The sequence below is a fragment of the Streptomyces sp. SCSIO 30461 genome (genome assembly GCF_037023745.1).
Lineage (GTDB): Bacteria > Actinomycetota > Actinomycetes > Streptomycetales > Streptomycetaceae > Streptomyces.
Genome location: NZ_CP146101.1, coordinates 1,750,741 through 1,773,583 on the forward strand (window position 1 = coordinate 1,750,741; position 22,843 = coordinate 1,773,583).

General features: G+C 70.8%; 19 protein-coding genes and 2 pseudogenes. 9 read left to right on the forward strand and 12 right to left on the reverse strand.

Annotated features, from left to right (window positions below; genetic code table 11):
- Nucleotides 1-20: 20 nt before the first annotated feature.
- Nucleotides 21-158, reverse strand: a pseudogene (locus tag V1460_RS08000) (ABC transporter permease); the annotation flags it as partial.
- Here V1460_RS08000 and V1460_RS08005 point away from each other — a divergent pair.
- The 4 genes and pseudogenes from V1460_RS08005 (at nucleotide 130) to V1460_RS08020 (ending at nucleotide 5,277) form a co-directional block, all read left to right on the forward strand.
- Nucleotides 130-767: pseudogene (locus V1460_RS08005) on the forward strand (TetR/AcrR family transcriptional regulator). The pseudogenes V1460_RS08000 and V1460_RS08005 sit on opposite strands and share 29 nt — an antisense overlap.
- Nucleotides 768-892: 125 nt before the next feature.
- Entirely contained in the window at nucleotides 893-1,741 is an 849-nt protein-coding gene (locus V1460_RS08010) for a 3-hydroxyacyl-CoA dehydrogenase family protein (protein WP_338673001.1), read from the forward strand.
- Nucleotides 1,742-1,999: 258 nt separating this feature from the next.
- A complete protein-coding gene (locus tag V1460_RS08015; RefSeq protein WP_338673002.1) occupies nucleotides 2,000-2,323 on the forward strand; it encodes an STAS domain-containing protein in 324 nt (107 codons plus the stop codon).
- A 308-nt stretch (nucleotides 2,324-2,631) separates the two neighbouring features.
- Nucleotides 2,632-5,277: an ATP-binding protein gene (locus tag V1460_RS08020; RefSeq protein WP_338673003.1), complete on the forward strand. Its 2,646-nt coding sequence runs from the start codon at nucleotides 2,632-2,634 to the stop codon at nucleotides 5,275-5,277.
- Between the two features lie 80 nt (nucleotides 5,278-5,357).
- Here V1460_RS08020 and nucS read toward each other — a convergent pair whose 3' ends face one another.
- Nucleotides 5,358-6,029: an endonuclease NucS gene (gene nucS, locus V1460_RS08025; protein WP_338673004.1), complete on the reverse strand. Its 672-nt coding sequence runs from the start codon at nucleotides 6,027-6,029 to the stop codon at nucleotides 5,358-5,360.
- 385 nt (nucleotides 6,030-6,414) lie between these two features.
- On the opposite strand from nucS, the gene V1460_RS08030 reads away from it, so the two are divergent.
- Complete coding sequence (locus V1460_RS08030) at nucleotides 6,415-6,807, forward strand: SCO5389 family protein (protein WP_338673005.1); 393 nt, start codon at nucleotides 6,415-6,417, stop codon at nucleotides 6,805-6,807.
- A gap of 148 nt (nucleotides 6,808-6,955) precedes the next feature.
- Here the strand turns inward: V1460_RS08030 and V1460_RS08035 are convergent, their stop codons facing one another.
- On the reverse strand, nucleotides 6,956-7,996 hold the full coding sequence (locus tag V1460_RS08035; RefSeq protein ID WP_338673007.1) for an LLM class flavin-dependent oxidoreductase: 1,041 nt from the start codon (nucleotides 7,994-7,996) through the stop codon (nucleotides 6,956-6,958).
- Between the two features lie 214 nt (nucleotides 7,997-8,210).
- Between V1460_RS08035 and V1460_RS08040 the strand changes: the two genes are divergently transcribed.
- A complete protein-coding gene (locus V1460_RS08040; protein ID WP_338673008.1) occupies nucleotides 8,211-8,540 on the forward strand; it encodes an ATP/GTP-binding protein in 330 nt (109 codons plus the stop codon).
- 11 nt (nucleotides 8,541-8,551) lie between these two features.
- Here V1460_RS08040 and V1460_RS08045 read toward each other — a convergent pair whose 3' ends face one another.
- The 7 genes from V1460_RS08045 to mce form a co-directional block, all read right to left on the reverse strand.
- On the reverse strand, nucleotides 8,552-9,376 hold the full coding sequence (locus V1460_RS08045; RefSeq protein WP_338673009.1) for an ABC transporter permease subunit: 825 nt from the start codon (nucleotides 9,374-9,376) through the stop codon (nucleotides 8,552-8,554).
- Entirely contained in the window at nucleotides 9,373-10,542 is a 1,170-nt protein-coding gene (locus tag V1460_RS08050) for an ABC transporter ATP-binding protein (protein WP_338673010.1), read from the reverse strand. The genes V1460_RS08045 and V1460_RS08050 overlap by 4 nt, the downstream gene beginning before the upstream one ends.
- Nucleotides 10,543-10,662: 120 nt before the next feature.
- The gene (locus V1460_RS08055; RefSeq protein WP_338673012.1) at nucleotides 10,663-11,442 is read right to left on the reverse strand and encodes an ABC transporter permease; all 780 of its coding nucleotides are present in this window, start codon (nucleotides 11,440-11,442) and stop codon (nucleotides 10,663-10,665) included.
- Between the two features lie 3 nt (nucleotides 11,443-11,445).
- On the reverse strand, nucleotides 11,446-12,402 hold the full coding sequence (locus V1460_RS08060) for an ATP-binding cassette domain-containing protein (RefSeq protein WP_338673013.1): 957 nt from the start codon (nucleotides 12,400-12,402) through the stop codon (nucleotides 11,446-11,448).
- Between the two features lie 214 nt (nucleotides 12,403-12,616).
- Entirely contained in the window at nucleotides 12,617-13,552 is a 936-nt protein-coding gene (locus tag V1460_RS08065) for a cellulose-binding protein (protein ID WP_338673014.1), read from the reverse strand.
- A 394-nt stretch (nucleotides 13,553-13,946) separates the two neighbouring features.
- On the reverse strand, nucleotides 13,947-17,933 hold the full coding sequence (gene scy, locus V1460_RS08070) for a polarized growth protein Scy (RefSeq protein WP_338673015.1): 3,987 nt from the start codon (nucleotides 17,931-17,933) through the stop codon (nucleotides 13,947-13,949).
- Between the two features lie 178 nt (nucleotides 17,934-18,111).
- Entirely contained in the window at nucleotides 18,112-18,552 is a 441-nt protein-coding gene (gene mce, locus V1460_RS08075) for a methylmalonyl-CoA epimerase (protein ID WP_338673016.1), read from the reverse strand.
- A 148-nt stretch (nucleotides 18,553-18,700) separates the two neighbouring features.
- Between mce and V1460_RS08080 the strand changes: the two genes are divergently transcribed.
- The 3 genes from V1460_RS08080 to V1460_RS08090 all read left to right on the forward strand — a co-directional run bounded on the left by V1460_RS08080 (nucleotide 18,701) and on the right by V1460_RS08090 (nucleotide 21,399).
- Nucleotides 18,701-19,903 carry an acetyl-CoA C-acetyltransferase gene (locus V1460_RS08080; RefSeq protein ID WP_338673017.1) on the forward strand — a complete coding sequence of 401 codons (1,203 nt, stop codon included), beginning with the start codon at nucleotides 18,701-18,703 and terminating at the stop codon, nucleotides 19,901-19,903.
- An 80-nt stretch (nucleotides 19,904-19,983) separates the two neighbouring features.
- Nucleotides 19,984-20,940, forward strand: coding sequence for a methylmalonyl Co-A mutase-associated GTPase MeaB (meaB, locus tag V1460_RS08085; RefSeq protein WP_338673018.1), 957 nt, complete (start codon nucleotides 19,984-19,986; stop codon nucleotides 20,938-20,940).
- A 42-nt stretch (nucleotides 20,941-20,982) separates the two neighbouring features.
- Nucleotides 20,983-21,399: a DUF6924 domain-containing protein gene (locus V1460_RS08090; RefSeq protein WP_338673019.1), complete on the forward strand. Its 417-nt coding sequence runs from the start codon at nucleotides 20,983-20,985 to the stop codon at nucleotides 21,397-21,399.
- A 55-nt stretch (nucleotides 21,400-21,454) separates the two neighbouring features.
- Here the strand turns inward: V1460_RS08090 and V1460_RS08095 are convergent, their stop codons facing one another.
- Entirely contained in the window at nucleotides 21,455-21,931 is a 477-nt protein-coding gene (locus V1460_RS08095; RefSeq protein WP_338673020.1) for a MarR family transcriptional regulator, read from the reverse strand.
- Nucleotides 21,932-22,050: 119 nt separating this feature from the next.
- On the reverse strand, nucleotides 22,051-22,809 hold the full coding sequence (locus V1460_RS08100) for an AIM24 family protein (RefSeq protein ID WP_338677958.1): 759 nt from the start codon (nucleotides 22,807-22,809) through the stop codon (nucleotides 22,051-22,053).
- Nucleotides 22,810-22,843 lie beyond the last annotated feature (34 nt).

The following is a 22,843-nucleotide window of genomic DNA, read 5'->3' on the forward strand; positions in this document are numbered from 1 at the left end:
CCTTCACCCCGTGATCCTCGTCATCCGCCGACCCTGCGGAAGACCGCCGTGCCCGCCGTCACGGCGATGCCCGCGAGTCCGACCGCCACCAGGACCCCGTACAGCATCGAAGCCGACCAGTAGGCGCCCGTGTACGCGTCCCGCATCGCGTCCACGAGGCGGCAGACCAGGCGGCACATCTCGGACACGGCCACCCGGCTCTTCCCGGAGCGCGGATTCGACGCGGTGCCCATCGCGGAGATCGCCGAACTCCGAGGTGTCGGTCAACACGGTCCACAACTACTACCCCGCCAAGGAGGACCTGTTCTTCGACCGCAGCGCAGACGTCATCGACCGGCTCTCGCGCTATGCGCGCGGCCGCCACGACGGCGAGTCGGCCTGTGACCGTGCTGCGCGAACTGCGCGAAGCGGTCGAGGCCGTGTCGCCGACCGTCGGGCTCTTCGAGGGGTACAGCGCGTTCCTGCGGGTCATCAACGAGGCCCCCGCCCTGCGCTCCAGGCTCTGGCGGATCCAGCAGGATGAGTTGGAGCGGCTGGAGGCGACACTCCGCGAGGCCACCGGTGCCGCCTCCGGTGACGTGCTCCCCGGCCTGGTGGCCGGACAGTTCGGCTGGATCCACAGCGCGTTGACGGGGTGGATCGGACGGGAGATGTGCGCCGAGCGGGACGCCGCCACCGTCTCGCGTGAAGCGCTCGGCCTCCTGGACGACATGGAGGGACTGCTGGGGCGGCAGGTGCTGGAGTACGCCGTACGGCCGTCGCGGTGACCCCGTCCGATGTGATGTCCGTCATCTGAGACGTGACGCGCATCTCTTCGTGGCCACATGGCTCCTCACGAGCGCTAACCTCCGGCCGAGAGTCGAAAAATACACGTGTGTTAAGGGGTGTGGCAGTGGCCAGGAAGCTCGCCGTCATCGGGGCCGGACTCATGGGGTCCGGAATCGCGCAGGTCTCCGCCCAGGCGGGCTGGGAGGTCGTGCTGCGCGACGTCACCGACGAGGCGTTGACCCGTGGCACCGACGGCATCAAGGCGTCGTTCGACCGGTTCGTCGCCAAGGGCAGGTTGGAGGCGGCGGACGCCGAGGCCGCGCTGGGACGTATCACCACGACCACCGAGCTGGACGCGGTCGGCGACGTGGACATCGTCGTCGAGGCGGTGTTCGAGAAGCTTGAGGTCAAGCACGAGATCTTCCGGGCGCTCGACAAGCTCGTACGGGACGACACCGTGCTCGCCTCGAACACCTCCGCGATCCCGATCACGAAGATCGCCGCTGTGACGGAGCGTCCGGAGCGGGTCGTGGGCGCGCATTTCTTCTCGCCCGTGCCGATGATGCAGCTCTGCGAGCTGGTGCGCGGCTACAAGACGAGTGACGAAACCCTCGCCACCGCTCGTGAGTTCGCCGAGTCCGTCGGCAAGACCTGCATCGTCGTGAACCGCGATGTCGCCGGCTTCGTCACCACCCGGCTGATCTCGGCCCTCGTGGTCGAGGCCGCCAAGCTCCAGGAGTCCGGCGTGGCGACCGCCGAGGACATCGACATCGCCTGCAAGCTCGGCTTCGGCCACGCCATGGGGCCGCTGGCCACCGCCGACCTGACGGGTATCGACATCCTGATGCACGCGACCAGCAACATCTACACCGAGTGCCAGGACGAGAAGTTCGCACCGCCGGAGCAGATGCGCCGGATGGTGGACGCGGGTGACATCGGCCGCAAGAGCGGGCAAGGCTTCTACACGTACTGATCGGGCAGCTGACCGCGCGGCCCTGTGTGACTTCACCCTCGCGGGTGAATTCGGTATCGGATCGCTTACAGACGGCAACTACTCTGCCTGTACGGCAGTCAGTTGTTGCAACAACTGATCCGTGGACAGCCATGCGGCGGTCACGCGGACAGGCGGGACGGCACAGGGCCGCGCGGACGGTGCGGCAACCGCGCGGCACGGCACGACAGCAGCACAGCAGAGAGATCCGACGGACCCACGCACTCTCGGGGAGCGCATATGCACATCAGGGGCGACCACGCCGAGCTGGTCGTCGGGGGCCGCCTCGACGTCCGCAGCGCGGCGGACGCCCGTACGGTCCTGCACGCGGCGGTCGACCGTGGAGTCGGCGATCTCGTGCTCGACCTGAGCGATCTCGACTCCTGGGACGCCACCGGACTCGGGGTCATCATGGGCGCGCACAGACGGGCCGGCCGCTGCGGCCGACGGCTCGTGCTGCGTGGCGTGCCCCCGCAGATGCAGCGCCTTCTCGTCGCCACCCGGCTGCACCGCATCCTGGCCATCGAGGGCGGGATCGCCGCGGAGTCCCTGCCGCGCGTCTGACCCGGTCCACGACGCGGTGCGAGGCGGTTACGGCCGCTGTGCGCGGTGGGAGGCGGACGCACAATCCTCACGAGAACGTGACCTCCCGGCGTCCTGCGGAGACGGCGATTCCGCGATAATTTCCGACGGTCTTGGGTTCGGCCGGTCGCCGGCGCGGAACCCCTGCGACATGTGCCGCGGCCATCCGGCCCCGGCACAGGGCACCGACAGGCACCGAACCGGAAGCGAGCTGAGCGTGCAGACAGACCGCCAGGTCCTGTCCGGACCTGGGGACTTCCGCACGAGACGCCATCTGGGGGGCTTGAACCTTGGACCCGATACGCCAGAGGCCGCACCAGCACGGCCGACGCAGCCCGCACGAGGACAGCGCCGACCATGTCGACAACGATGGCGTCGACAGCCGGTCCACCGGCGCCGACCCCCACGGAGCGGACCCGGACGGAGTCGACGGCGAGCGCAGGCCGGCCCGCGTGCAACGCCCTCCGCGTGACGCGATAGCCCCCGAGCTCGCCCAGAAGGCACCCGCCCCCGTGCGGACCGTCCAGCTCGTCACCGGTGACCTGCTGCTCACCGTCAATCCCGTCGACGGCAGCGAGATCGAGCTCTGCCCACCGGGGAGCCGGCCGTCGCCGCAGCCCGGTCTCCGGGGTGCCGCCCGGCGCAGCGCCGAGGCCCGCGAGGAGCAGCGCCGCGCCGCGCGTCCCCCGGTGCCCGCGGGACCGGCCGTGCCGCTGTTCGAGCGCGGAGAGGTGCGCGAGCGGCTCGTACGGCTGCTCAGCCGGGGCCGCTCGGTCCGCCTCACCGGTCCGGCCGGGTCCGGCCGGACCGCGCTCGTCGACGTGGTCGCCGAGGACTGCGCGAACCTCGCGCCCGACGGTGTCGTGCGGCTTTCCGGCTACGGCCGGACGGCGATCGAACTGCTCCACGAACTCTCCGCCGCCGTCCATGACGAGCCGCCGCACCGCCCCGACCGGACGCGGCTGCTCGAACTGGTCCGGGAGACAGGAGCCGTGGTCGTCATCGACGACCTCGAACTCGGCGGCGGTGCCCTGGACGAACTGCTCGACGCCACGCCCGAGTGCGCCTACCTGCTCGCCGTGACGCCCGACGTGCCCGCGCCATCGAGTGAGTCGGACCTGGAAGAGGTCTTCCTGCCGGGGCTCGGCCGAAGCACCGCCCTCCAACTGCTGGAGCACATCGCGGAGCGTCCGCTCACGGACGACGAGGCGAACTGGGCGGGAGACCTCTGGTTCGAGTCCGAGGGCAGACCGCTGCGCTTTGTGCAGGCCGGGGCCTTGCTGCGGCAGCGGGACGCCCAGCGCATCAGCGATCCCGTACCCGTCGACGGCACGGACGACGACGCCGACGAGGAGAGCGTCTTCACCGACTCCCACCCCGCCCCGCTGCCGGGCCTGGGTGACGCTGCCGCGCCCGCTCCGCTGCTGGCCTCCCGGCTCAGCGAATCGGCGCGCGAGACACTGCGCTTCGCCGTGGCGCTCGGAGGCGAGGTCCCGCACCAGGCGCATCTCCCGGCGCTCGTCGGGGACACCCATGCGGACGCCGCCGTCGGCGAGCTGACGCGCTGCGGACTGCTGACACCCGTCGGTCCGCGCTACCGGCTGGCTCCGGGTGTGCCCGCCCAGCTGGAGGCCGCGGGCTACGGAGAAGGCGCACCTGACCGCGCCCGTACCGCGGCGCAGCACTATGCCTGGTGGGCCGCACACCCTTCCGTACTGCCTGCCCGGGTCGTGGCCGAGGCGGAAGCCGTGCTGGCGGCGATGACCCTCCTGGTGCAGTCGGGCGAGGCGGCGGACGCGTCGGCCGCGGTGCTCGCCGCGCGCAGCGTCGCGCCCGCCTACGCCGCGGGGCTGCACTGGGGAGCATGGGAGCGGGCCCTGAGAGTGGGTCAGGAAGCGGCCCGCTTCTCCGGCGAGGTCGCGCAGGAGGCGTACTTCCACCATGAGCTGGGCGTGCTCGCCATCTGCTCGGGCGACCTGGACCGTGCCCGCGCCGCACTCGAAACCTCCATCGCGCTGCGCGGCGCGCTCGTGGACAAGAGCGGAACGGTGGCCGGCCGCCGAGCGCTCGCCCTGGTCGGGGACCGTGCCCGCGACACCGCCGACACCCCTGGCGGGGGAATCCCGGACGTTCGCCGCGACGAGCCCGCGGCAGCGTTCCCGAAGCCGGGGAAGGCGCGGCTGCCGGGGCAGCCGGCGGAGACTCTGGGCACGCAGCCGGACCGGTCGGCGCCTGAGGGGGCAGGGGGATGGCACCGCACGATCCTGTCGGGCGTCCGCCACAACGCGGTCGCCGCGGGGGCGGGTGTGCTGCTCGTCGTGGCGCTCGGCACCGCCGTGGCCCTGCTGAACACGGGCTCCGACGGCGACCAGCCGACGCAGCGCGTGACCAACGAGCAGCCGGCGACCCAGGACAGCACAGTCGAAGGGCTGATAGGGGACCAGCCGGCGGCCGGCGCCACTCCGAGCCCGAGCGGAACGGACGACGCGACACCGTCCGCGGCGCCCGAGCCGTCGCGGCAGGACGACCCCGGCGAGAGCGCTTCACCCGGCCGTTCGTCCACACCGGACAGGGAGCCGTCGACATCGGGCGGCGGTTCCGGCTCGAACGGCGGCGGCTCGACCTCGGGCGGCGGGAACACCTCCGGTGGGGGTTCATCGACCTCGGGCGGTGGTTCCCCCTCGCCGTCGACCGCGGGCGGAGGCGGTTCTCCCTCACCGTCCGGGGGCACGTCCGGTTCGCCGTCCCCGACGGCGACCGGCGGCAGCGGTTCCCCTTCGCCGTCGACCGCGGGCACGACATCCGGATCCCAGTCCTCGGGCGCGACGGCCGCCGGCGGCACCACCTCCGGCACGGCGAGCGACGGTGCGGAGGCGGGTGGCACCGGCAGCGATGACGCAGCGGGCACGGGTTCCGAGGGAACCTCGGGCGCGTAGCAGGCAGTACCGGCCCCGGCTGTCGGGCTTCTCCCTGTGCCAGGGATCAGCCCGTGGACCCGGGGACCGGTCTCCGGCCTTCAGAACAGGCGGAGCTTGTCGTCCTCGATGCCGCGCAGCGCGTCGTAGTCCAGTACCACGCATCCGATGCCCCGGTCGGTGGCCAGGACGCGGGCCTGGGGCTTGATCTCCTGGGCGGCGAACACACCGCGGACCGGGGCCAGATGCGGGTCGCGGTTGAGCAGCTCCAGATAGCGCGTCAGCTGCTCGACCCCGTCGATCTCGCCGCGCCGCTTGATCTCGACCGCCACGGTCGCCCCGTCAGCGTCGCGGCACAGGATGTCCACCGGACCGATGGCGGTGGGGTACTCACGGCGGATCAGGCTGTAGCCGTCGCCCAGTGTGTCGATACGGTCGGCGAGGAGCTCCTGGAGGTGCGCCTCCACGCCGTCCTTGATGAGCCCGGGGTCCACACCGAGTTCATGGGACGAGTCATGGAGGATCTCCTCCATGGTGATGATCAGTTTCTCGCCCGCTTTATTGATCACCGTCCAGACGTGCTCCGCGCCGTCGGCGCCCTCCTTCAGGGTGCAGGGAGGGGACATCCAGTTGAGCGGTTTGTACGCGCGGTCGTCGGCGTGGATGGAGACACTGCCGTCGGCTTTGATCAGGATCAGCCGGGGTGCGGAGGGCAGATGGGCGGTGAGCCGGCCCGCGTAGTCCACGGAACAGCGGGCAATGACGAGACGCATGGTCGGCAACGCTACTCGACGCACCGCCCCCCGCGCGATTCCGCCCCCGGGCCCACCCGGCGTTCGCCCTCCGGTCCCGTGCCGCTCTTCCTCCGGTCACTCGCCGTCCTGCCTGTGGCCGCGCTCCTGCCTCCCCTGAGCCACCCTCGTGCGCGTCCTTACAGGTCGCCCCTCTTGTCCCCTTACGTTATTGGCCGGTTGTGTTCCCATTCTCCTGGTGCGGACCTGGCAGCACGCCTAACGTGGGAGCAGGAGGTTGTCGGTCGCGCACTCTGCGTCGTCAAGATCGGCCATTCGCGGTCAGCGTCGATCGCCCGGTCGGCAGGTCCTCCTGCTTCCCTGCCCGTAAGGCCTCGGTCATCCCGGGGTCGCGAGAGGAGAACCCATGTCGCTCGACGTCTCACCGGCGCTGTTGGAACAGGCCGAGCGAGGCGAGGTCGACGAAGCCGCCTTCGTCGACTGCGTCCGGACCTCCCTGCCCTTCGCATGGGAGATGATCAGCTCTCTGGTGGCTCAGCTGAAGGTGGACGGCGGCGACTTCGCCGACAACCAGACGCCGCCGCCGGACGAGCAGGCACGTGGTCAGCTGCTGCGCGCACTCGCGAGTGACGCCATCCGGGGGGCCCTTCAACGGCACTTCGGAGTACGGCTCGCATTCCAGAACTGCCACCGCGTCGCGGTATTCCCGCTGGACCCCTCGGTGGACGAGCGGCTCGCCCGCTTCACCTCCCCCCGGGCCCAGCTGCTCAACCAGTCGCCCGAACTGCGCGACTGCTGATGCCTGTTGCTGCTGATCCGCACCACCGGACAGGTCCCGGAAGCCACCGGAGACATGGGATCACGGAGAACGGAGCGGCAGCACTCGCCAGAGAGACGGGCTGGCGACGCGGGGTGTGTGGGCCGTACGCCAGGTACGGCCCACATCCTCAGCCCAGCAGCGGGAGCACCTCCGCGCTCAGTCGGCGCACGTTCTCCTCTGTCGTGGCCAGATCCCCGGATCCCTCGACGAGGAGGGCGAAGCGGCTGATGCCTGTGCGCTCCGAGGTCGCCGCCAGCCGGTCGGCGGCCAGCTTCGGGGTGCCCACGGCGTGCAGCCCGCAGAGGAGTTCCGTGTACGCCACGGGGTCCCGCATGGAACGCTGCCGCCCGTCCACCGTGACATGGGCGTCGAGACCCTTCTTCAGCCATCCCGGCATGGCCTTCATCAGGATCTCCTCCGCCTCTGCCCGGGTGTCGGCGATCTGCGCCACCCCGGCCGACACATGCCCGGCGCGCGCGATGTGTTCCGGCGTGTGCCCGGCGGCGCGCGCGTGCCTGCGCCACAGTGCCACCATGTCCGCCTTGTCCTCGTCGCCGCAGTGCATCCCGAGGAGCATGGGCAGTCCGCGCTCGGCGGCGAGCCGGACGCTGGCCGGGGACGTACAGGCGACGACGACCTCGGGCCCCTCGGCGCTGCCGCCGTCGGCGTCCAGCAGCTCGTCGGGACGCGGGACGACGGGAACCTCGCGGAAGGCGAACCGCTCGCCGTCGGCGGACACCCGAGGCTCGCGCAGCCAGCGCAGCAGCAGGTCCAGGGACTCCGGGAAGCCCTGCTCGTACGCACCGAGTCCGGACCCGAACACCTCGAGGTCGACCCAGGGCCCGCCCCGCCCCACCCCCAGTGAGAAGCGCCCCCCGGAGGTGAGGTGCAGCAGCGCGGCCTGCTCGCCGAGAGCCACCGGATGGACGGTCGGCAGCACACTCACCGCAGTGCCCACCCTGATCCGCTCGGTGCGCCCCAGCAGCAGTGCGGCGAGGGTCACCGCCGACGGGCACACCCCGTACGGCACGAAGTGGTGCTCGGCCAGCCACACCGAGTCAAGTCCGGCCGCCTCCGCGACCTCGGCCGACCGCACCGCCCGGTGCAGTGCCTCCCCCTGTCCCTGGCCCGGGAACTGGGCCCCCAGTACAAATGCTCCAACGCGCATCGCCTTATGCCTCCTTGCGGCCGACGCGGCATTCCCCCCACAGGGGCAATAACGTCTGACACGTGCCAAAGGCACGGCCACGCGAGAAGTTGTTGCGATTTTCCGCTAACTGGCCCTTGCGGGTGCGGGGCCACATCGCCGTACGGGGCGCCTACCCGCGGATACGGACCGTAGGCTGGAAGGGCAACGTCCGGTCTGTCCCATGAGGTGTTACGTGTCTCCGCGCCGCAACCGCCCCCGTGGCGGCGAGAAGCCGATCGACCACGCAGGTGACGCAGGCACCCGCTACGGCGGGATGCAGCAGACCGAGAGCTGGCAGGGCGAGGACTGGTGGGTGCGCCATGTCGCAGGGGCGAGCTCGGTGGGCAAGCGCTACCGCTGCCCCGGGTGCGACCAGGAGATTCCCTCGGGGGTGCCGCACGTGGTGGCCTGGCCTGAACTCGGGGGAGTGGACGACCGCCGCCACTGGCACAAGGCGTGCTGGAACGCGAAGGACCGGCGCACCGCGCGGGTGCACCGGCCCCGTAACGCTCCCCGGTACTGAGGCCGGAGCTGCTACGCGTCGCGGTTGTGCAGGCTGGCGAAGGCTCCCGCCAGGGCGACGCCGGTCACCCCGAGCATGATCCACAGCGAGTCCCAGCCCTGGGGGCCGCCGGGTCCGATGTCCCCGTAGAGCGCCACGATCTGGCTTGGGATCGAGTAGTGCAGCAGCCAGTTCTGGAGGTCTTCCAGCTGCTTGGAGATCATGAACATCGCCGCGACCAACGGCAGCAGCATCACGCCGACCATCACGGTGATCGCGCCGGCCGAGTGGCGGATGATCGTCCCCAGGGCCAGTCCGAGCAGCCCGAGAAGTGCGACGAACGCCCCGACGCCGACCGTCGAGCGCAGCCACTCACCGGCGTCCGCGGGCGGGGCGCTCACCAGCCCCATCAGGATCAGCCCGGCGAAAAACGAGGTCAGGGACGTGATCACGAAAACCAGGGCGGAGAACACGATCGCCTTGGCGGCCAGCACCCGTTCCCTGCTGGGGCAGGCCGTCAGGGTCGTACGGATCATGCCCGTACCGAATTCGGACGCGATGGTGAGCACGCCCAGGGTGATGACGCAGAGCGAGCCCAGCAGCACACCGAAGAAGCCGAATCCCAGAGCCGAAGCCTCCTGCTCCACGCCGCCCTCGCTGCCGGCATTCGCCGCGAGTGCGCCGATCGACAGTGCCGAGCCGATGATCAGCATGATCATCACGCCGAGGGTCCACATCGTGGAGCGCACGGAGCGGATCTTGGTCCACTCGGAGGCGATGGCGTCACCCAGGTGGGCCTTGCGTACCGGAATGGGTGAGGCGTAGGAGGCGCCCTGCTGGTGATAGGGGGCGGTCATCGGGAGTCCTCGGGCTGGTTCGGGGTGGAGGCGGGCGCGGGGGCCTGCGGTGCGGCTGGTGCCGCTGCCGCGCTGACCGGCGCCGCGGCAGCTGGGGCGCCCTGAGCCGGTGGCTGGGCCAGATACGGATTCTGTCCGGGCGGCGGCGGGGCGTACCAACCCTGCTGCGGCACCTCCGGGACCACAACGGGCTCCAGACCCGGGACATGACCGGGCGGCGGAAGCTGCATCAGCCCGGCCTTCTGGTCGTCCGTCGAGCGGTAGTCCACAGCGCTCTGCGTCATCCGCATATACGCCTCCTCCAGCGAGGCCTGGTGCGGCGACAGCTCCCACAGCCGGACGTCCGCGCCGTGTGCCAGATCGCTGATCGCGGGCAGCGGCAGCCCCATCACCCGCAGCGCGCCGTCCTTCTCCGGCATGACCTGCGCCCCGGCCTCGCTGAGCACGGCCGTCAGCTTCTCCCGCTGCTGCGGTTCGGCGTCGGGCGTGCGCACCCGGGCGAAGCCGGCCGAATTGGCCGCGATGAAGTCCTTGATGCTCATGTCCGCGAGCAGCTGACCGCGTCCGATCACGATCAGATGGTCGGCCGTGAGCGCCATCTCGCTCATCAGGTGCGAGGAGACGAAGACCGTACGCCCCTCGGCCGCCAGTGCCTTCATCAGATTCCGGACCCACAGGATGCCCTCGGGGTCCAGACCGTTGACAGGCTCGTCGAAGAGCAGCACCTGGGGATCGCCGAGCAGAGCTGCGGCGATGCCGAGTCGCTGCCCCATGCCCAGCGAGAACTCACCGGAGCGCCGCTTGGCGACATGCTGGAGGCCGACGACACCGAGCACCTCGTCCACCCGGCGGGCCGGGATCCCGGCCAACTGGGCGAGCGACAGCAGATGGTTTCGCGCGCTCCGGCCCCCGTGTACCGCCTTGGCGTCCAGCAGCGCCCCGACCAGCCGGGGCGCGTTCGGCAGCTGCCGGAAAGGGTGGCCGCCGATGGTGATCTGGCCGGAAGTCGGCTTGTCCAGACCGACGATCATGCGCATAGTCGTGGACTTGCCTGAGCCGTTGGGGCCGAGGAAACCGGTGACGGCGCCGGGCCGCACCTGAAAGGACAGGTTGTGTACGGCCGTCTTGGCGCCATAGCGCTTCGTCAGGCCGATCGCCTCGATCATTCTCCAGCCCCATCGACAGGTCAGGTCGTCGGGGCCCGGGCCGGAGCAGGCCGCACGACCCCCGTAAGAGTTAGGAGGATAGCCAGCCCTTGACGGTTCCGGCCAAAGGTTGCTGTTCGGTCACGCGTCGCGTGTCTTCAGCACCGCGTAACCACCGAGCAGCGCCGCCACCACCCACAGCGCCATGATGCCGAAACCGCCCCAGGGCCCGTATGGCGCCGGATCGCTGCCCATCGCGTCCGGAATGACCTGCATGATCTTGGAACCGGCCCGGTCGGGGAAGTACTGGGCCACGTCCTTCGCGTACGGAACCAGCGACAGGATGCCGGAGAGCAGGAAGAAGAAGAGCATCAGGATGACGAGCGAGAGCACCGAGCTGCGCAGCATCGCCGCCACGCCCATCGAGAAGAGCGCCATCAGGGTCATGTAGAGCCCGGCGCCGACCACCGCCCGCAGCACGTTCTCCTCACCGAGGCTGGTGCCGTGCTCACCCAGCAGTGCCTGCCCGAGCCAGAAGGTGAGGAAGCTGGTCGCCATGCCCACCACCAGGGCCAGCCCGCCCGCCACGGCGATCTTGCTGAACAGGAAGGTGGCGCGCTGCGGTACGGCCGCAAGCGAGGTGCGGATCATCCCCGAGCTGTACTCGGTGCTCACGACCAGCACGCCGAAGGCGACCATCGCCAGCTGCCCGAGCAGCATCCCGGAGAAACTGACCTGCGTCGGGTCGAAGGCGGTCTGCTCGGCCGCGGGCATGCTCTCCATGTTCGCGGCCATCAGTGCGCAGAGCCCGGCGCTCAGGGCGACCGTCACCGCGAACGCGCTCACCAGGGTCCAGCTGGTGGAGGCCACCGTGCGGATCTTGGTCCACTCGGACTGGAGGACGGCGGTTGCCGCTGCCATGGTTCAGGCTCCCTTGTCGCGCGGGGCCCACTGCGGGGCGCCGGTTCCCGTTGCGGTCGGCTGCGCGTGGTATTCCACGGCGCTCGCCGTCATCTGCATGAACGCCTCTTCCAGCGAAGCCCGCTGGGCGCTCAGCTCATGCAGCACGATGCGGTGCTCAGCGGCCAGCTCACCGATCTTCTCGATGGCGGCGCCGTCGATCTCCAGCGTGCCGTTGCCCGTCTCGATCGCGCTGAGGCCCTGTCCGTGGAGCACGTCCCGCAACCGCTCCTGTTCGGGGGAGCGCAGCCGCACAAAACTCCGGGAGTTCTGCTGGATGAAATCGGCCATCGACATGTCGGCGAGAAGCTTGCCCTGTCCGATGACGATCAGATGCTCCGCGGTGAGAGCCATTTCGCTCATCAGATGCGAGGAGACGAAGATCGTCCGGCCCTCGGACGCCAGCAGCTTCATCAGATTGCGGATCCAGTGGATTCCCTCGGGATCCAGGCCATTGACGGGCTCGTCGAAGAGCAGCACCCGGGGATCCCCGAGCAGTGCGGAGGCGATTCCCAGCCGCTGCCCCATACCCAGGGAGAAGCCTTTGGACTTCTTCTTGGCGACCGCGGTCAGACCGACCAGATCGAGCACCTCGGACACCCGGCTGCTCGGGATCCGGTTCGACTGGGCGAGGCACAGCAGATTGTTGTACGCGGTGCGTCCGCCGTGCATCGCCTTGGCGTCCAGCAGCGCGCCGATGTACTTGAGCGGTTCCTGAAGGTCCCGGTAGTGCTTGCCGTCGATCCGGACCGTCCCGCTGGTGGGGTTGTCCAGATCCAGCATCATGCGCATCGTCGTGGACTTGCCCGCCCCGTTGGGCCCGAGGAAGCCGGTGACGACTCCCGGACGGACCTGGAACGAGAGGTGGTCGACGGCGACCTTGGCGCCGAAGCGCTTGGTGAGACCCTCTAGCTCGATCATGTGTTCACGCTAAAGGCGGGCGCTGACCTGCGCCACTGTATTGAGGTAACAGAACGCTACGGTTCGGGGTCGGCGAATGGCCGGAAATCGCCGCACCGTGGCCTGTAGGTGCGAACGCCCGTGCCCGGCGCCCCAGAAGGGGCACCGGGCACGGGCGGAACTCACAGCCGGGCCTGACTCCAAGCCGCCCGGAACGCGGCTTCGGGAGTCGGCGTCAGCGCGTCTGCTGAGCCGGAACGCCGCGTGAGACCGGCTCGTCGTCCGGCGCACCGGTCGCCGCGACCGCCGCACCGGTCAGCGTCGCCAGCATCTCGCGGACGTTGGTCAGCTGCGCGTTGATGGAGTCGCGACGGTTCGTCAGTGCCGCCAGCTCGCGCTCCGATTCGCTGCGGATACGGTCCGCCTTCGCGTTCGCGTCCGCCACGATGTCCTCGGCCTGCCGCTGCGCGGTCTCCACCGTCTGGCGGGCCCGGCGCTCGGCGTCCGTACGCAGCTTCTCCGCCTCCAGACGCAACTGCTCGGCGCGGTGCTCGATCTCGGCGAGGCGCTTCTCCGCCTTCGCCTGACGCGAGGCCAGGTCCCGCTCGGACTGCTCACGGCGCTTCGCGAGGTTCGTCTCGAAGTCCGCGGCGGCCTGCGCGGCCTTCGCGCGGGTCTCCTCGAAGAGCGCGTCCGCCTCCTCGCGCTTGGACTGCGCGTCCTTCTGGGCGTCGGCGCGCAGCGAGTTGGCCTCGCTCTGGGCCTTCTCGACGATCCGTACGCCCTCGTCCTCGGCCTTCTGCTTGCGGTCGGAGGCGAACGCCTCCGCGTCGTTGCGCACCTGCTGGGCGGCCGACTCGGCGAGCTCGCGGTGCTGCTCGGAGGCGCGACGGGCCTCCTCGCGCAGGTCCTTCGCCTCCTCCTCGGCCAGCCGGAGGATCTTCTCGACGCGCGCCCCGAGCCCTGCGTACGACGGCTCCGCGTCGTTGACCTGGGTCTGTGCATTCTGCGTTTCGAGGTGCAGCTCCTCGATGCGCTTTTCCAGAGACGTGATCCGCGCGAGAGCGCTGTCACGGTCGGCGACGAGTTTGGTAATGCGGTCATCCACCTGACCGCGGTCGTACCCACGCCGCACGAGCTCGAAGCCGAAGGGGGAGGAAGTGTCGCTCATGGGGTTCCTGTCGAATGAGACCGGTGAGGTGTTAGAGGGAATCCTAGGGGCCCAAGCGGCGTGTCACCGGGCAGATGCCCGTTTGGTATGGAGAATGTCCAGCCTTTTGAGTGGATAGTGCCGTGACGGTATGGATTCGCCGAAGGCCGCGGCGTCCGGTGAATGGAACGCTGCCCGGCCCCCGTTGACCTGCGGTCGGGCGCCGGCCCCTGGGGCACGGGAGCGCCGCTGATTCCCGGCCGGTCCATCGAACATGGCCGAAAATCGTCAGCCGTGGCCCGGAGGGTCTGCGGCCGGGCCCGGCCCGGCCTGTGCGCCAGGGCCAATGCCATGTTGCGGGGCAGTAGCGGCACGCCACGCCCGGCGGCCGAACGACGTCGCGCGCCGGCTCGGCTCAACTCTCGGACGGCTTGCCGTTCGCACGCGTGCCCCCGGCCGACGCACCCGCCTTCACGGCGCCGCCGGATCCGCCAGGGGAGGCCTTCCCCGCACCGCCCTTGCCACCAGCGGGCGCCTCGAACGACTCCAGCGCCTCCAGCACGTCCTGCACCCGGGTGATCTCCGCCTGGATGTCTTCCCGCCGACGCACCAGGACGTCGAGCTCCCGCTTGCCGTCCGCGACCAACCGGTCGGCCTCCCGGTCCGCCTCCGCCTTGACGGCCTCGGCCTCCCGGGTCAGCTCGGCCTTCTTCTGCTCGGCTTCCTTCAGCAACGCCTCGGCCTTCTTCACCGCGGCGATCCGCACCTTGCCGGCCTCCGAATTGGCCTCCGAGATCAACTCCTTGGCCTTCGCCGCGGCCTCATCCTGCTGCTCGGTCGCCGCCTTGACCAGCTGGTCCGCCCGCTCGCCGGCGGACTTCAGCTGCTCGGCGGCCTCCCTTCGGGCCCGCTCGTGCAGCTCCTCGACCTCGCCCTCGACCCGGGTGCGCAGCTCCTCCGCGCGCTCCCTGATGGCGGTCGAGTCCCTGCGGGCGCCCACGAGCAGCTCGTCGGCGTCCGTACGGGCCTTCTCCACCAGGCCGTTGCCCTCGACCCTGGCCGCGGCCACCAGTCGGTCGGCCTCCTTGCGGGCGGCGCCCACCATGGTGTCTGCCTGCTCCTCGGCCTCGGTGGTGGCGCGCAGCGCCTCCTCCTGCGCCTTGCCGATGAGCTGGTCGGCCTGCCCGGCGGCGTCCGAGCGCCGCTTCGCCGCGTCGCGGCGCGCCTCGTCCAGGACGCGGTCCGCCTCCTCTTCGGCCTTCGTACGCAGCTGCTCGGCCGCGCTCTCGGCCTCCGCGTGCAGTTGCTTGGCCTCGGCTCGGATACGGTCGGCGGCCTGCTGGGCGGAGCCCACGGTCTCCACGGCCTCGGCCCTGATCCGGTCAGCCTCCGCGGTCGCCTCGGCGACCAGTTGGTCCGCCTGCTCGGCCGCGTCGGCGCGGCGCCTGTCCGCGGCCTTGCGGGCCTCGTCCAGCACCTGCTCACCGTCCGCCCGGGCCGCGGCGCGCAGCTCCTCGGCCATGGCTTCGCCCTCGGCCTTGGCCTGTTCCGCCTCGGTGCGCAGCCGTGCCGCGTCCTCCTCGGTGACCGACAGCAGTTCGGCGGCCTCGGTGGTGAGCCGGTCGGCCTCGTTCGAGGCCTCGCCGATCAGCCGGTCCGCCTGGGCCGCGGCCTCGGAACGGATGCGGTTGGCGTCCTCACGGGCGTCCGCGCGGGTACGCGAGGCGTCCTGCTCGGCCGAGGCCACCGCGTCCGACGCCTCCGTACGCATCCGCTGGACGTACTCGGACGTGTCCGCGCGCAGCCGGTCGCTCTCCGCGATCGCGTCGGCCATGGTCCGCTCGGCGAGCGCCTTGGCGGCCTCCGCCTCCTCGGCGGCGCGGGCACGGACCCGCCCCGCGTCCTCGGCGGCACGCTCCCGCTCCGCGTACGCGTCCGCTCGGACCCGGTCGGCCTCCTCCTGCGCCTCGGTCCTCGTACGTTCGGCAGAGTGCTCGGCGACGCTGCGCAGCCCGGCGATCTCCTGCTCGGCCTGCTCCTGCAGCCCGGACACGGAATCCCGCACCTGCTGCGCGGTCTGCTCGGCTGCCGTGACCATCTCGGTGGCCCGCCGGTCCGCGTCCTCTACCAGCCGCTGCGCCTCGGCCTGCGCCTCCTCGACCCGCTTGCGGGCGGCGGCGAGCAGTTCCTCGCTCTGCTCGCGAGCCAGCTCCCGCTCCTGGTCGGCCTCCGAGCGGGCACCGCTGAGGATCTCCTCGGCCTCCCGGCGGCGCCGGGAGGCCTCCTCCTGCGCGGCGGCCAGCGCCTCCGTGGCCTCCTGGCCGACCCGCTCGGCGGCGGCAGCCGCCTCGGTGCGCAGCCGGTCGGCTGTCTCCTGCGCCTCCGACGACAGCCGCTCGGCCTCGGTGACGGCCTCGGTGCGCAGCCGCACCGCCACCGACTCGCCTTCGGCGCGCGAGGCGGACGCGTCGGACGCGGCCTCGGTGCGCAGCCGTTCGGCCTCCTGCTCGGCCTGCTCCTGGAGGGTGCGGATCCGCTCGGCGGCCTCGGCACGCAGCCGCTCCGTCTCCTCCGCGGTCTCCCGGCGCAGCTGCTCCGCCTCCACCCGGGCCTCGGAAAGCGCCTGCTCGGCGGCCTCGGCGCGGGTCTGCGCCTCGGAGTGCAGCCGGGTCAGCTCCTCGTCCGCCTCCCGGCGGCGCGTGACGGCGGCGCGGGCCGCCTCCTCGCGGACCTCGGCGGCGGCCCGCTCGGCGGCGGCCTTCATCTCGTCGGCCTGCTCTTCGGCCTCCGTGCGCAGGCGGTCCGCCTCCGCGCGGGTGCGTTCCAGCGTCTCCTCCGCCTGCCGGCGCAGGGTGGTGGCGCGCTCGATGGCCTCGGTACGGACCCGCTCGCTGTCGGAGGTCGCCCCCGAGCGCAACTCGTCCGCGTCCGCCTTCGCCTTCGTCAGCAGCTCCTCGGCGGACCTGGCCGCTTCCTCGATCTGCTGAACGGCGTCGCGGCGTGCCTCGCTGCGGATCTGCTCGCCCTCGGCGACCGACTCCGACCGCAGCTGCTCCGCCTCACCGCGCAGCCGCCGTGCCTCCTCCTGGAGCTCGACCGTCTTGGCGCGGTACTCCTTGGTGTCGTCCTTGGCGGCACCCTTGAGCTCCTCGACCGTGTCATGGGCCTCGGAGCGCAGCCGGTCGGCCTCCGACTCGGCTTCCCTGCGGATCCGCTCGGCTTCCTCCGAGGCCTTCCGGGTGGTCGCCTTGGCTTCCTCGGAGGCCTTGTTCAGGACCTCCTCCGCGGTACGGGCGGCCTTCGCGAGCTGGGCCGCGGAGTCCTCGGCGGCGACGGTACGTGCCTTTTCGCCGGCCTCCGCGAGGACCTTCTCCGCCTCGGCGCGGGCGTCCGCGAGCGCCTGCTCGGCTTCGCCCTTGAGAGTCTCGGCCTCCTTGGTGGCCTGGGCCACCAGCCGGGCGACCTCCGATTTCGCGGTACGGGTCCGCTGCTCGCTGGCCGACTCGGCGCCCGCCAGCGCCTTGGCCGCCGACTCCTTGGCCTCCGCGACGAGCCTCTCGGCCTCGGCGCGCGCCTCGCGAAGCTTCTCCTCGGCCTCCTGCATCCGCTGTTCGGCGGCCCGGCCGAGTTCAGTGGCCTGCTGGCGGACCTGGTCGGACTCGGCCGCGCTGGACGTACGCAGTCGCTCCGCGTGGCTGGTGGCCTCCTGCGCCTGGGTCGAGGCGGCGTTCAGCAGCCGCTCGGCGTCCTTGCGTGCCCGCAGCAGGATCGCCTCGGCCTCGCCGCGAGCCGACTCCGCCTGGGACGACATCCGCTGGCGGCTCTCCTCGGCGACCCGGGTCGCCTCGGTGCGTGCGGCGGCCAGCTTCTGCTCGGCCTCGGCACGGGACTCGTCGAGCAGCCGGCGGGCCTGGGCCTCGCTGCGGGCACGCAGCTGCTCGGCCCATGCCACGTTCTCGTTGACATGGGCTTCGACGGTCTGGCGGCGCTCGGCCAGCTCCTGGTCGAGGCGCTGGCGGCGCTGGTTGGCCTCGGCGTGCAGCTCGGCCTGGAGGCGCGCCTGGTGCTCGGCATGCTCCTGGAGGATGCGCTGGGTCTGCGCCCGGGCCTCCCTCAGCTCCCGCTCGGCGTCCGAGCGCAGCTGGTCGGCCTGGATCTGGGCGTTGCGGAGCAGCTGCTCGGCCTGGTAGCCCATGTCCGCGCTGTCGTACGCGGGACGCGTCGCGAGCGTACGGCGCGCCTCGTGCAGCTTCGCACGCAGCACCTCGACCTGGTACCCGAGGTCCTCGGCGTGCTGGACGGCCTTCTCCCGCTCCGTCCGCAGCCGGTCCATCTCGGCTTCGAACCGCGAGAGATGGTCGTCGTCAGCTCGGTGGCTCTCCTGGCGTTCGTAGCCCCGCACTGCGCCGTCCCATCCGTCCCCTGGTCGCAACTCTGTACAGACGAGCACCGTTCCACGGCGAACGGCCCCCCGGGGACATGGTGGCAGATCGAACATCGCCCGCGGACAGCGCTGTGACACGGCTCCGCTCCGGCCCCGGCCCGGAGCCGCCCACTCTACCGGGCCGGGAATCCGGAGGTCAGTGCTCCGAGGATGACGGGTCGGCCGAGGTGACGAGCTCGGTCAGGACTCCGTGGCAGTCCTTGGGGTGCAGGAAGGTGATGCGGGACCCCATCGAGCCGATGCGCGGCTCGTCGTACAGCACGCGTACGCCCTTGCCGCGGATGTCGTCGGCGGCGCCGTCCACGTCCGCGGTGCCGAAGGCGATGTGGTGCACACCCTCACCGTTCTTGGCCAGCCACTTCCCGACCGCCGAGTCCTCGCGGGTGGGCTCCAGCAGCTGGAGGTAGGAGGCTCCGCCGTCCGAGGTCTCGTTGATCTTGAGCATGGCCTCGCGGACGCCCTGCTCCTCGTTGACCTCGGTGTGGAAGACCTCGAAACCGTAGGTGGCCTTGTAGAACTCAACGGTCTTGTCGAGGTCGAAACAGGCGATCCCGATGTGGTCGATTCGCGTCAGCATGGCTCCAGTGGAGCGCCCGTGTGATGGTTACGCAACGTGCGCGCCATCACACCGGTCGACCGATGACCGGGATGCGAACGCCTCAGTACAGTTCGAGTAAACCCTCGTTCACTCCTCAGCCGCTGCGCTGGAAGGGGATGCTCATCTCATGTCCGGAACGAACAGCACCACATCCGTGATCGTCGCCGGCGCCCGCACCCCCATGGGGCGGCTGCTCGGCTCCCTCAAGTCCTTCTCCGGCGCCGATCTGGGCGGTTTCGCGATCAAGGCGGCGCTCGACCGGGCCGGGATCGGAGGCGACCAGGTCCAGTACGTGATCATGGGGCAGGTCCTCCAGGCCGGCGCGGGTCAGATCCCGGCCCGCCAGGCGGCCGTCAAGGCCGGTATCCCGATGAACGTCCCGGCGCTCACCATCAACAAGGTGTGCCTCTCCGGACTCGACGCGATCGCCCTCGCGGACCAGCTCATCCGCGCCGGTGAGTTCGACGTGGTCGTCGCCGGTGGCCAGGAGTCCATGACCAACGCCCCGCACCTGCTGCCGAAGTCCCGCGACGGTTACAAGTACGGCGCGGTCGAGATGCTCGACGCGATGGCCTACGACGGTCTCACCGACGCCTTCGAGGACATCGCCATGGGCGAGTCCACGGAGAAGCACAACACCCGCCTCGGCATCGCCCGTCCGGAGCAGGACGAGGTCGCCGCGCTGTCCCACCAGCGGGCCGCCGCCGCGCAGAAGAACGGCCTCTTCGAGGCTGAGATCACCCCGGTGGAGATCCCGCAGCGCAAGGGCGAGCCGGTGCTCTTCAGCAAGGACGAGGGCATCCGCGCCGAGACCACCGCGGAGTCGCTCGGCAAGCTGCGTCCGGCCTTCGCCAAGGACGGCACGATCACGGCCGGTACCTCCTCGCAGATCTCCGACGGCGCCGCGGCGGTCGTGGTGATGAGCAAGGCCAAGGCCCAGGAGCTGGGCCTGGAGTGGATCGCCGAGATCGGCGCCCACGGCAATGTGGCCGGCCCGGACAACTCGCTCCAGTCGCAGCCGTCCAACGCGATCAAGCACGCGCTGGAGAAGGACGGCCTGGAGGTCTCCGACCTCGACCTCATCGAGATCAACGAGGCGTTCGCCGCGGTCTCCGTGCAGTCGATGAAGGACCTCGGCGTGTCCCCGGAAAAGGTGAACGTCAATGGCGGCGCGATCGCGCTGGGCCACCCGATCGGTATGTCCGGCGCCCGGATCGTGCTCCACCTGGCGCTCGAACTGAAGCGGCGCGGCGGCGGTGTCGGTGCGGCGGCACTGTGCGGCGGCGGCGGCCAGGGCGATGCGCTGATCGTGCGCGTCCCGGCCAAGTGACCGTCGAGCCGGTCAGCTAACCATCGGGTCATCGAGATCGACGAGATCATCGAGTCCCGACCGTCGAACGGAGCAGCGTGATGGTGGACGTCCCCGAGCTGGTCGCCCAGGCGAGGGAAGGCCGGCCGCGGGCCGTGGCCCGGCTGATCTCACTCGTCGAGGGAGCGGCCCCCCAGCTCCGCGAGGTCATGGCGGAGCTCGCTCCGTTGACCGGCGGCGCGTATGTGGTGGGGCTGACCGGTTCGCCGGGGGTCGGCAAGTCGACGTCCACCTCCGCGCTGGTGACGGCGTACCGGAAGGCGGGGAAGCGGGTCGGCGTGCTGGCCGTCGACCCGTCCTCGCCGTTCAGCGGGGGAGCGCTGCTGGGCGACCGGGTCCGGATGTCGGACCACGCGTCGGACCCGGGCGTCTACATCCGCTCGATGGCCACCCGCGGCCATCTCGGCGGCCTCGCCTGGGCCGCACCGCAGGCCATCCGGGTGCTGGACGCGGCGGGCTGCGATGTGGTGCTGGTCGAGACCGTGGGTGTCGGTCAGTCGGAGGTGGAGATCGCCTCGCAGGCCGACACCTCCGTGGTGCTGCTCGCGCCCGGTATGGGCGACGGGATCCAGGCCGCCAAGGCGGGCATCCTGGAGATCGGTGATGTGTATGTGGTCAACAAGGCGGACCGCGACGGCGCCGACGCCACCGCCCGCGAGCTCAACCACATGCTCGGCCTCGGCGAGTCCCGTGGACCGGGCACCTGGCGGCCGCCGATCGTGAAGACGGTCGCGGCACGGGGGCAGGGTGTCGACGAGGTCGTCGAGGCCTTGGAGAAGCACCGTGCCTGGATGGAGGAGCGCGGCGTCCTCACCGAGCGGCGCACCCGCCGCGCCGCCCACGAGGTGGAGACCATCGCCGTCACCCGCCTCCGCGAACGCATCGGCGACCTGCACGGCGACCGCCGCCTCGACGCCCTTGCCGCCCGTATCGTGGCGGGCGAGACGGACCCGTACGCGGCTGCGGACGAGCTGGTGGCGGGGCTGATCGACTCCTAGCCGGCGCCGGTGCCGACCGGGCGCGCTGGGAGGATCACCGCCATGACGCTTCCCGCACCCGACGACCTGACCTCGCTGGTACTGCGCACCGACTTCGAGGACGACGACGCCTGGGCGGCGGTCCGGGCCGCACTCGACGCGGACGGGCCGTACGCCACGTATGTCAGCGACCCGCGCTACGCCGGGGCGGCCGTCGAGGCCCTGGTGGGGGAGGACGCCGCCGCGGCGGAAGACGCCCGGGTCTTCCATGTCTTCCTGGCGGATGCGGTCACGATGGCGGATACCTCGCATCCGCTGCTCGCCGTTGACCTGGCGGACGAGCCGGGTCGGACGTTCAGGATCCCAGCCCGGTGGGTTCCCGGCATGTCGGCGAACCTGAGCATCGCCAACATGGACTTCGGCGAATTCGCCGACATGGCCGATGCCTCAGGAACGTTCCGCGGCTTCGGCGACGACTGAGCGACTGCCGCGGCACTTCGGCCGCCGCCGATGAACGGGTCGGGCCGCTTCGGACTCACACCTTGCCGCGGCGCCCGCGCAGGTGCTCGGCGACCGGTGTCAGCGACGCCCGGAGGTCTGCCAGGGCCTCGGGGGACAGCAGGTCGATGAAGTGCTGCCGCACGGACTCGACGTGGTGCGGAGCCACCTTGCGCATGGTCTCCATGCCGTGGTCGGTGAGCACGGCGAACAGCCCGCGCCGGTCGGACTCGCAGTTCTCCCGGCGGACCAGGCCCGCGTTCTCCATGCGGGTGATCTGGTGGGAGAGGCGGCTCTTGGACTGGAGCGTGGCGGCGGCCAGGTCGCTCATCCGCATCCGCAGGTCGTCGGACTCCGAGAGGTTGACGAGGATCTCGTAGTCGTTGATGGTCAGGCCGAAGGGCTGAAGGTCCTTCTCCAACTGGTATGTCAGAAGCCTGTTGACATCCAGATAGGTGCGCCAGGCGCACTGCTCCGCGTCGGTCAGCCAGCGGGCGGCAGTTTCGGTCTCCATATATGGATACTAACCCTAAGAAGTTGAAATCCGTACGAAGTCTGGGAGTGTGACCTCGGACACCCGGGCTTCCCCGGCGCGGGTGCAGACGTTCGACATCACACTCCGCAGACTACCGTTCACAGCCCAAAGCGCCTTTGGAGGTCCCCAAGCTGGCCGGGAAGGCGCGGTGACGAGCCGTGTTGGCCAGGCTGCCCATGGCTCCCGTGGCCTCCGCCCGGTACGCCGTCGGCGTGGGGCACCATCCCGGTGGCCTGTTCCGGCATCAGCGCCTCGGTCGACTGCAGCAGCACCGTGCCCGCGCCGACGAACTCGAACTGGTGCTCCTCGCCGGACGCTCCGCCGATCCCGGCCAGCTGCCGCAGCCCGCCCATGACCCCGCTCATATAGCCGTGGTCGTAGTGGTGGCAGGGGGACGGGCAGTCCGCCCAGCCCACCAGGGCCTGCGGGTCAACCCGGATCGGCGGCTCCATGAACACGACGGGACCGTTCGACGCGGCGACGAACTTGCCGGTGCCGATCAGAGTGAGGAAGCCCGGCACGATGGACTGCTTGAGCGCGAGCGAGGGCTGGTAGGCCAGCAGGTTCCCCGACCGGATGGTCAGATTGCCGTCGTCCAGGTCGAAGGAGTTCACATCGAACGCCCGGTCGGCGAGCAGCATCTTGCCGCTGCCCTCGGCCACCACCCAGTCGCTCGCGTGCAGCGGGGAGTGGAAGCTGGTCCGCATGAGCCGGTCCAGCCTGCCGTGGCCGATGCCGTTGAACTCGATCTGCCCGTAGTAGGCGATCATCTTGCCCTTCTGCAGGAGCCACTGGGAGCCCTTGAGCTCTACACAGAAGGTGTACGCGTTGACGTTGTCATCACTCGGGAGGGTCATCGGGTCCAGGGCCTGGGGCCCGGGTGTCCCGGGG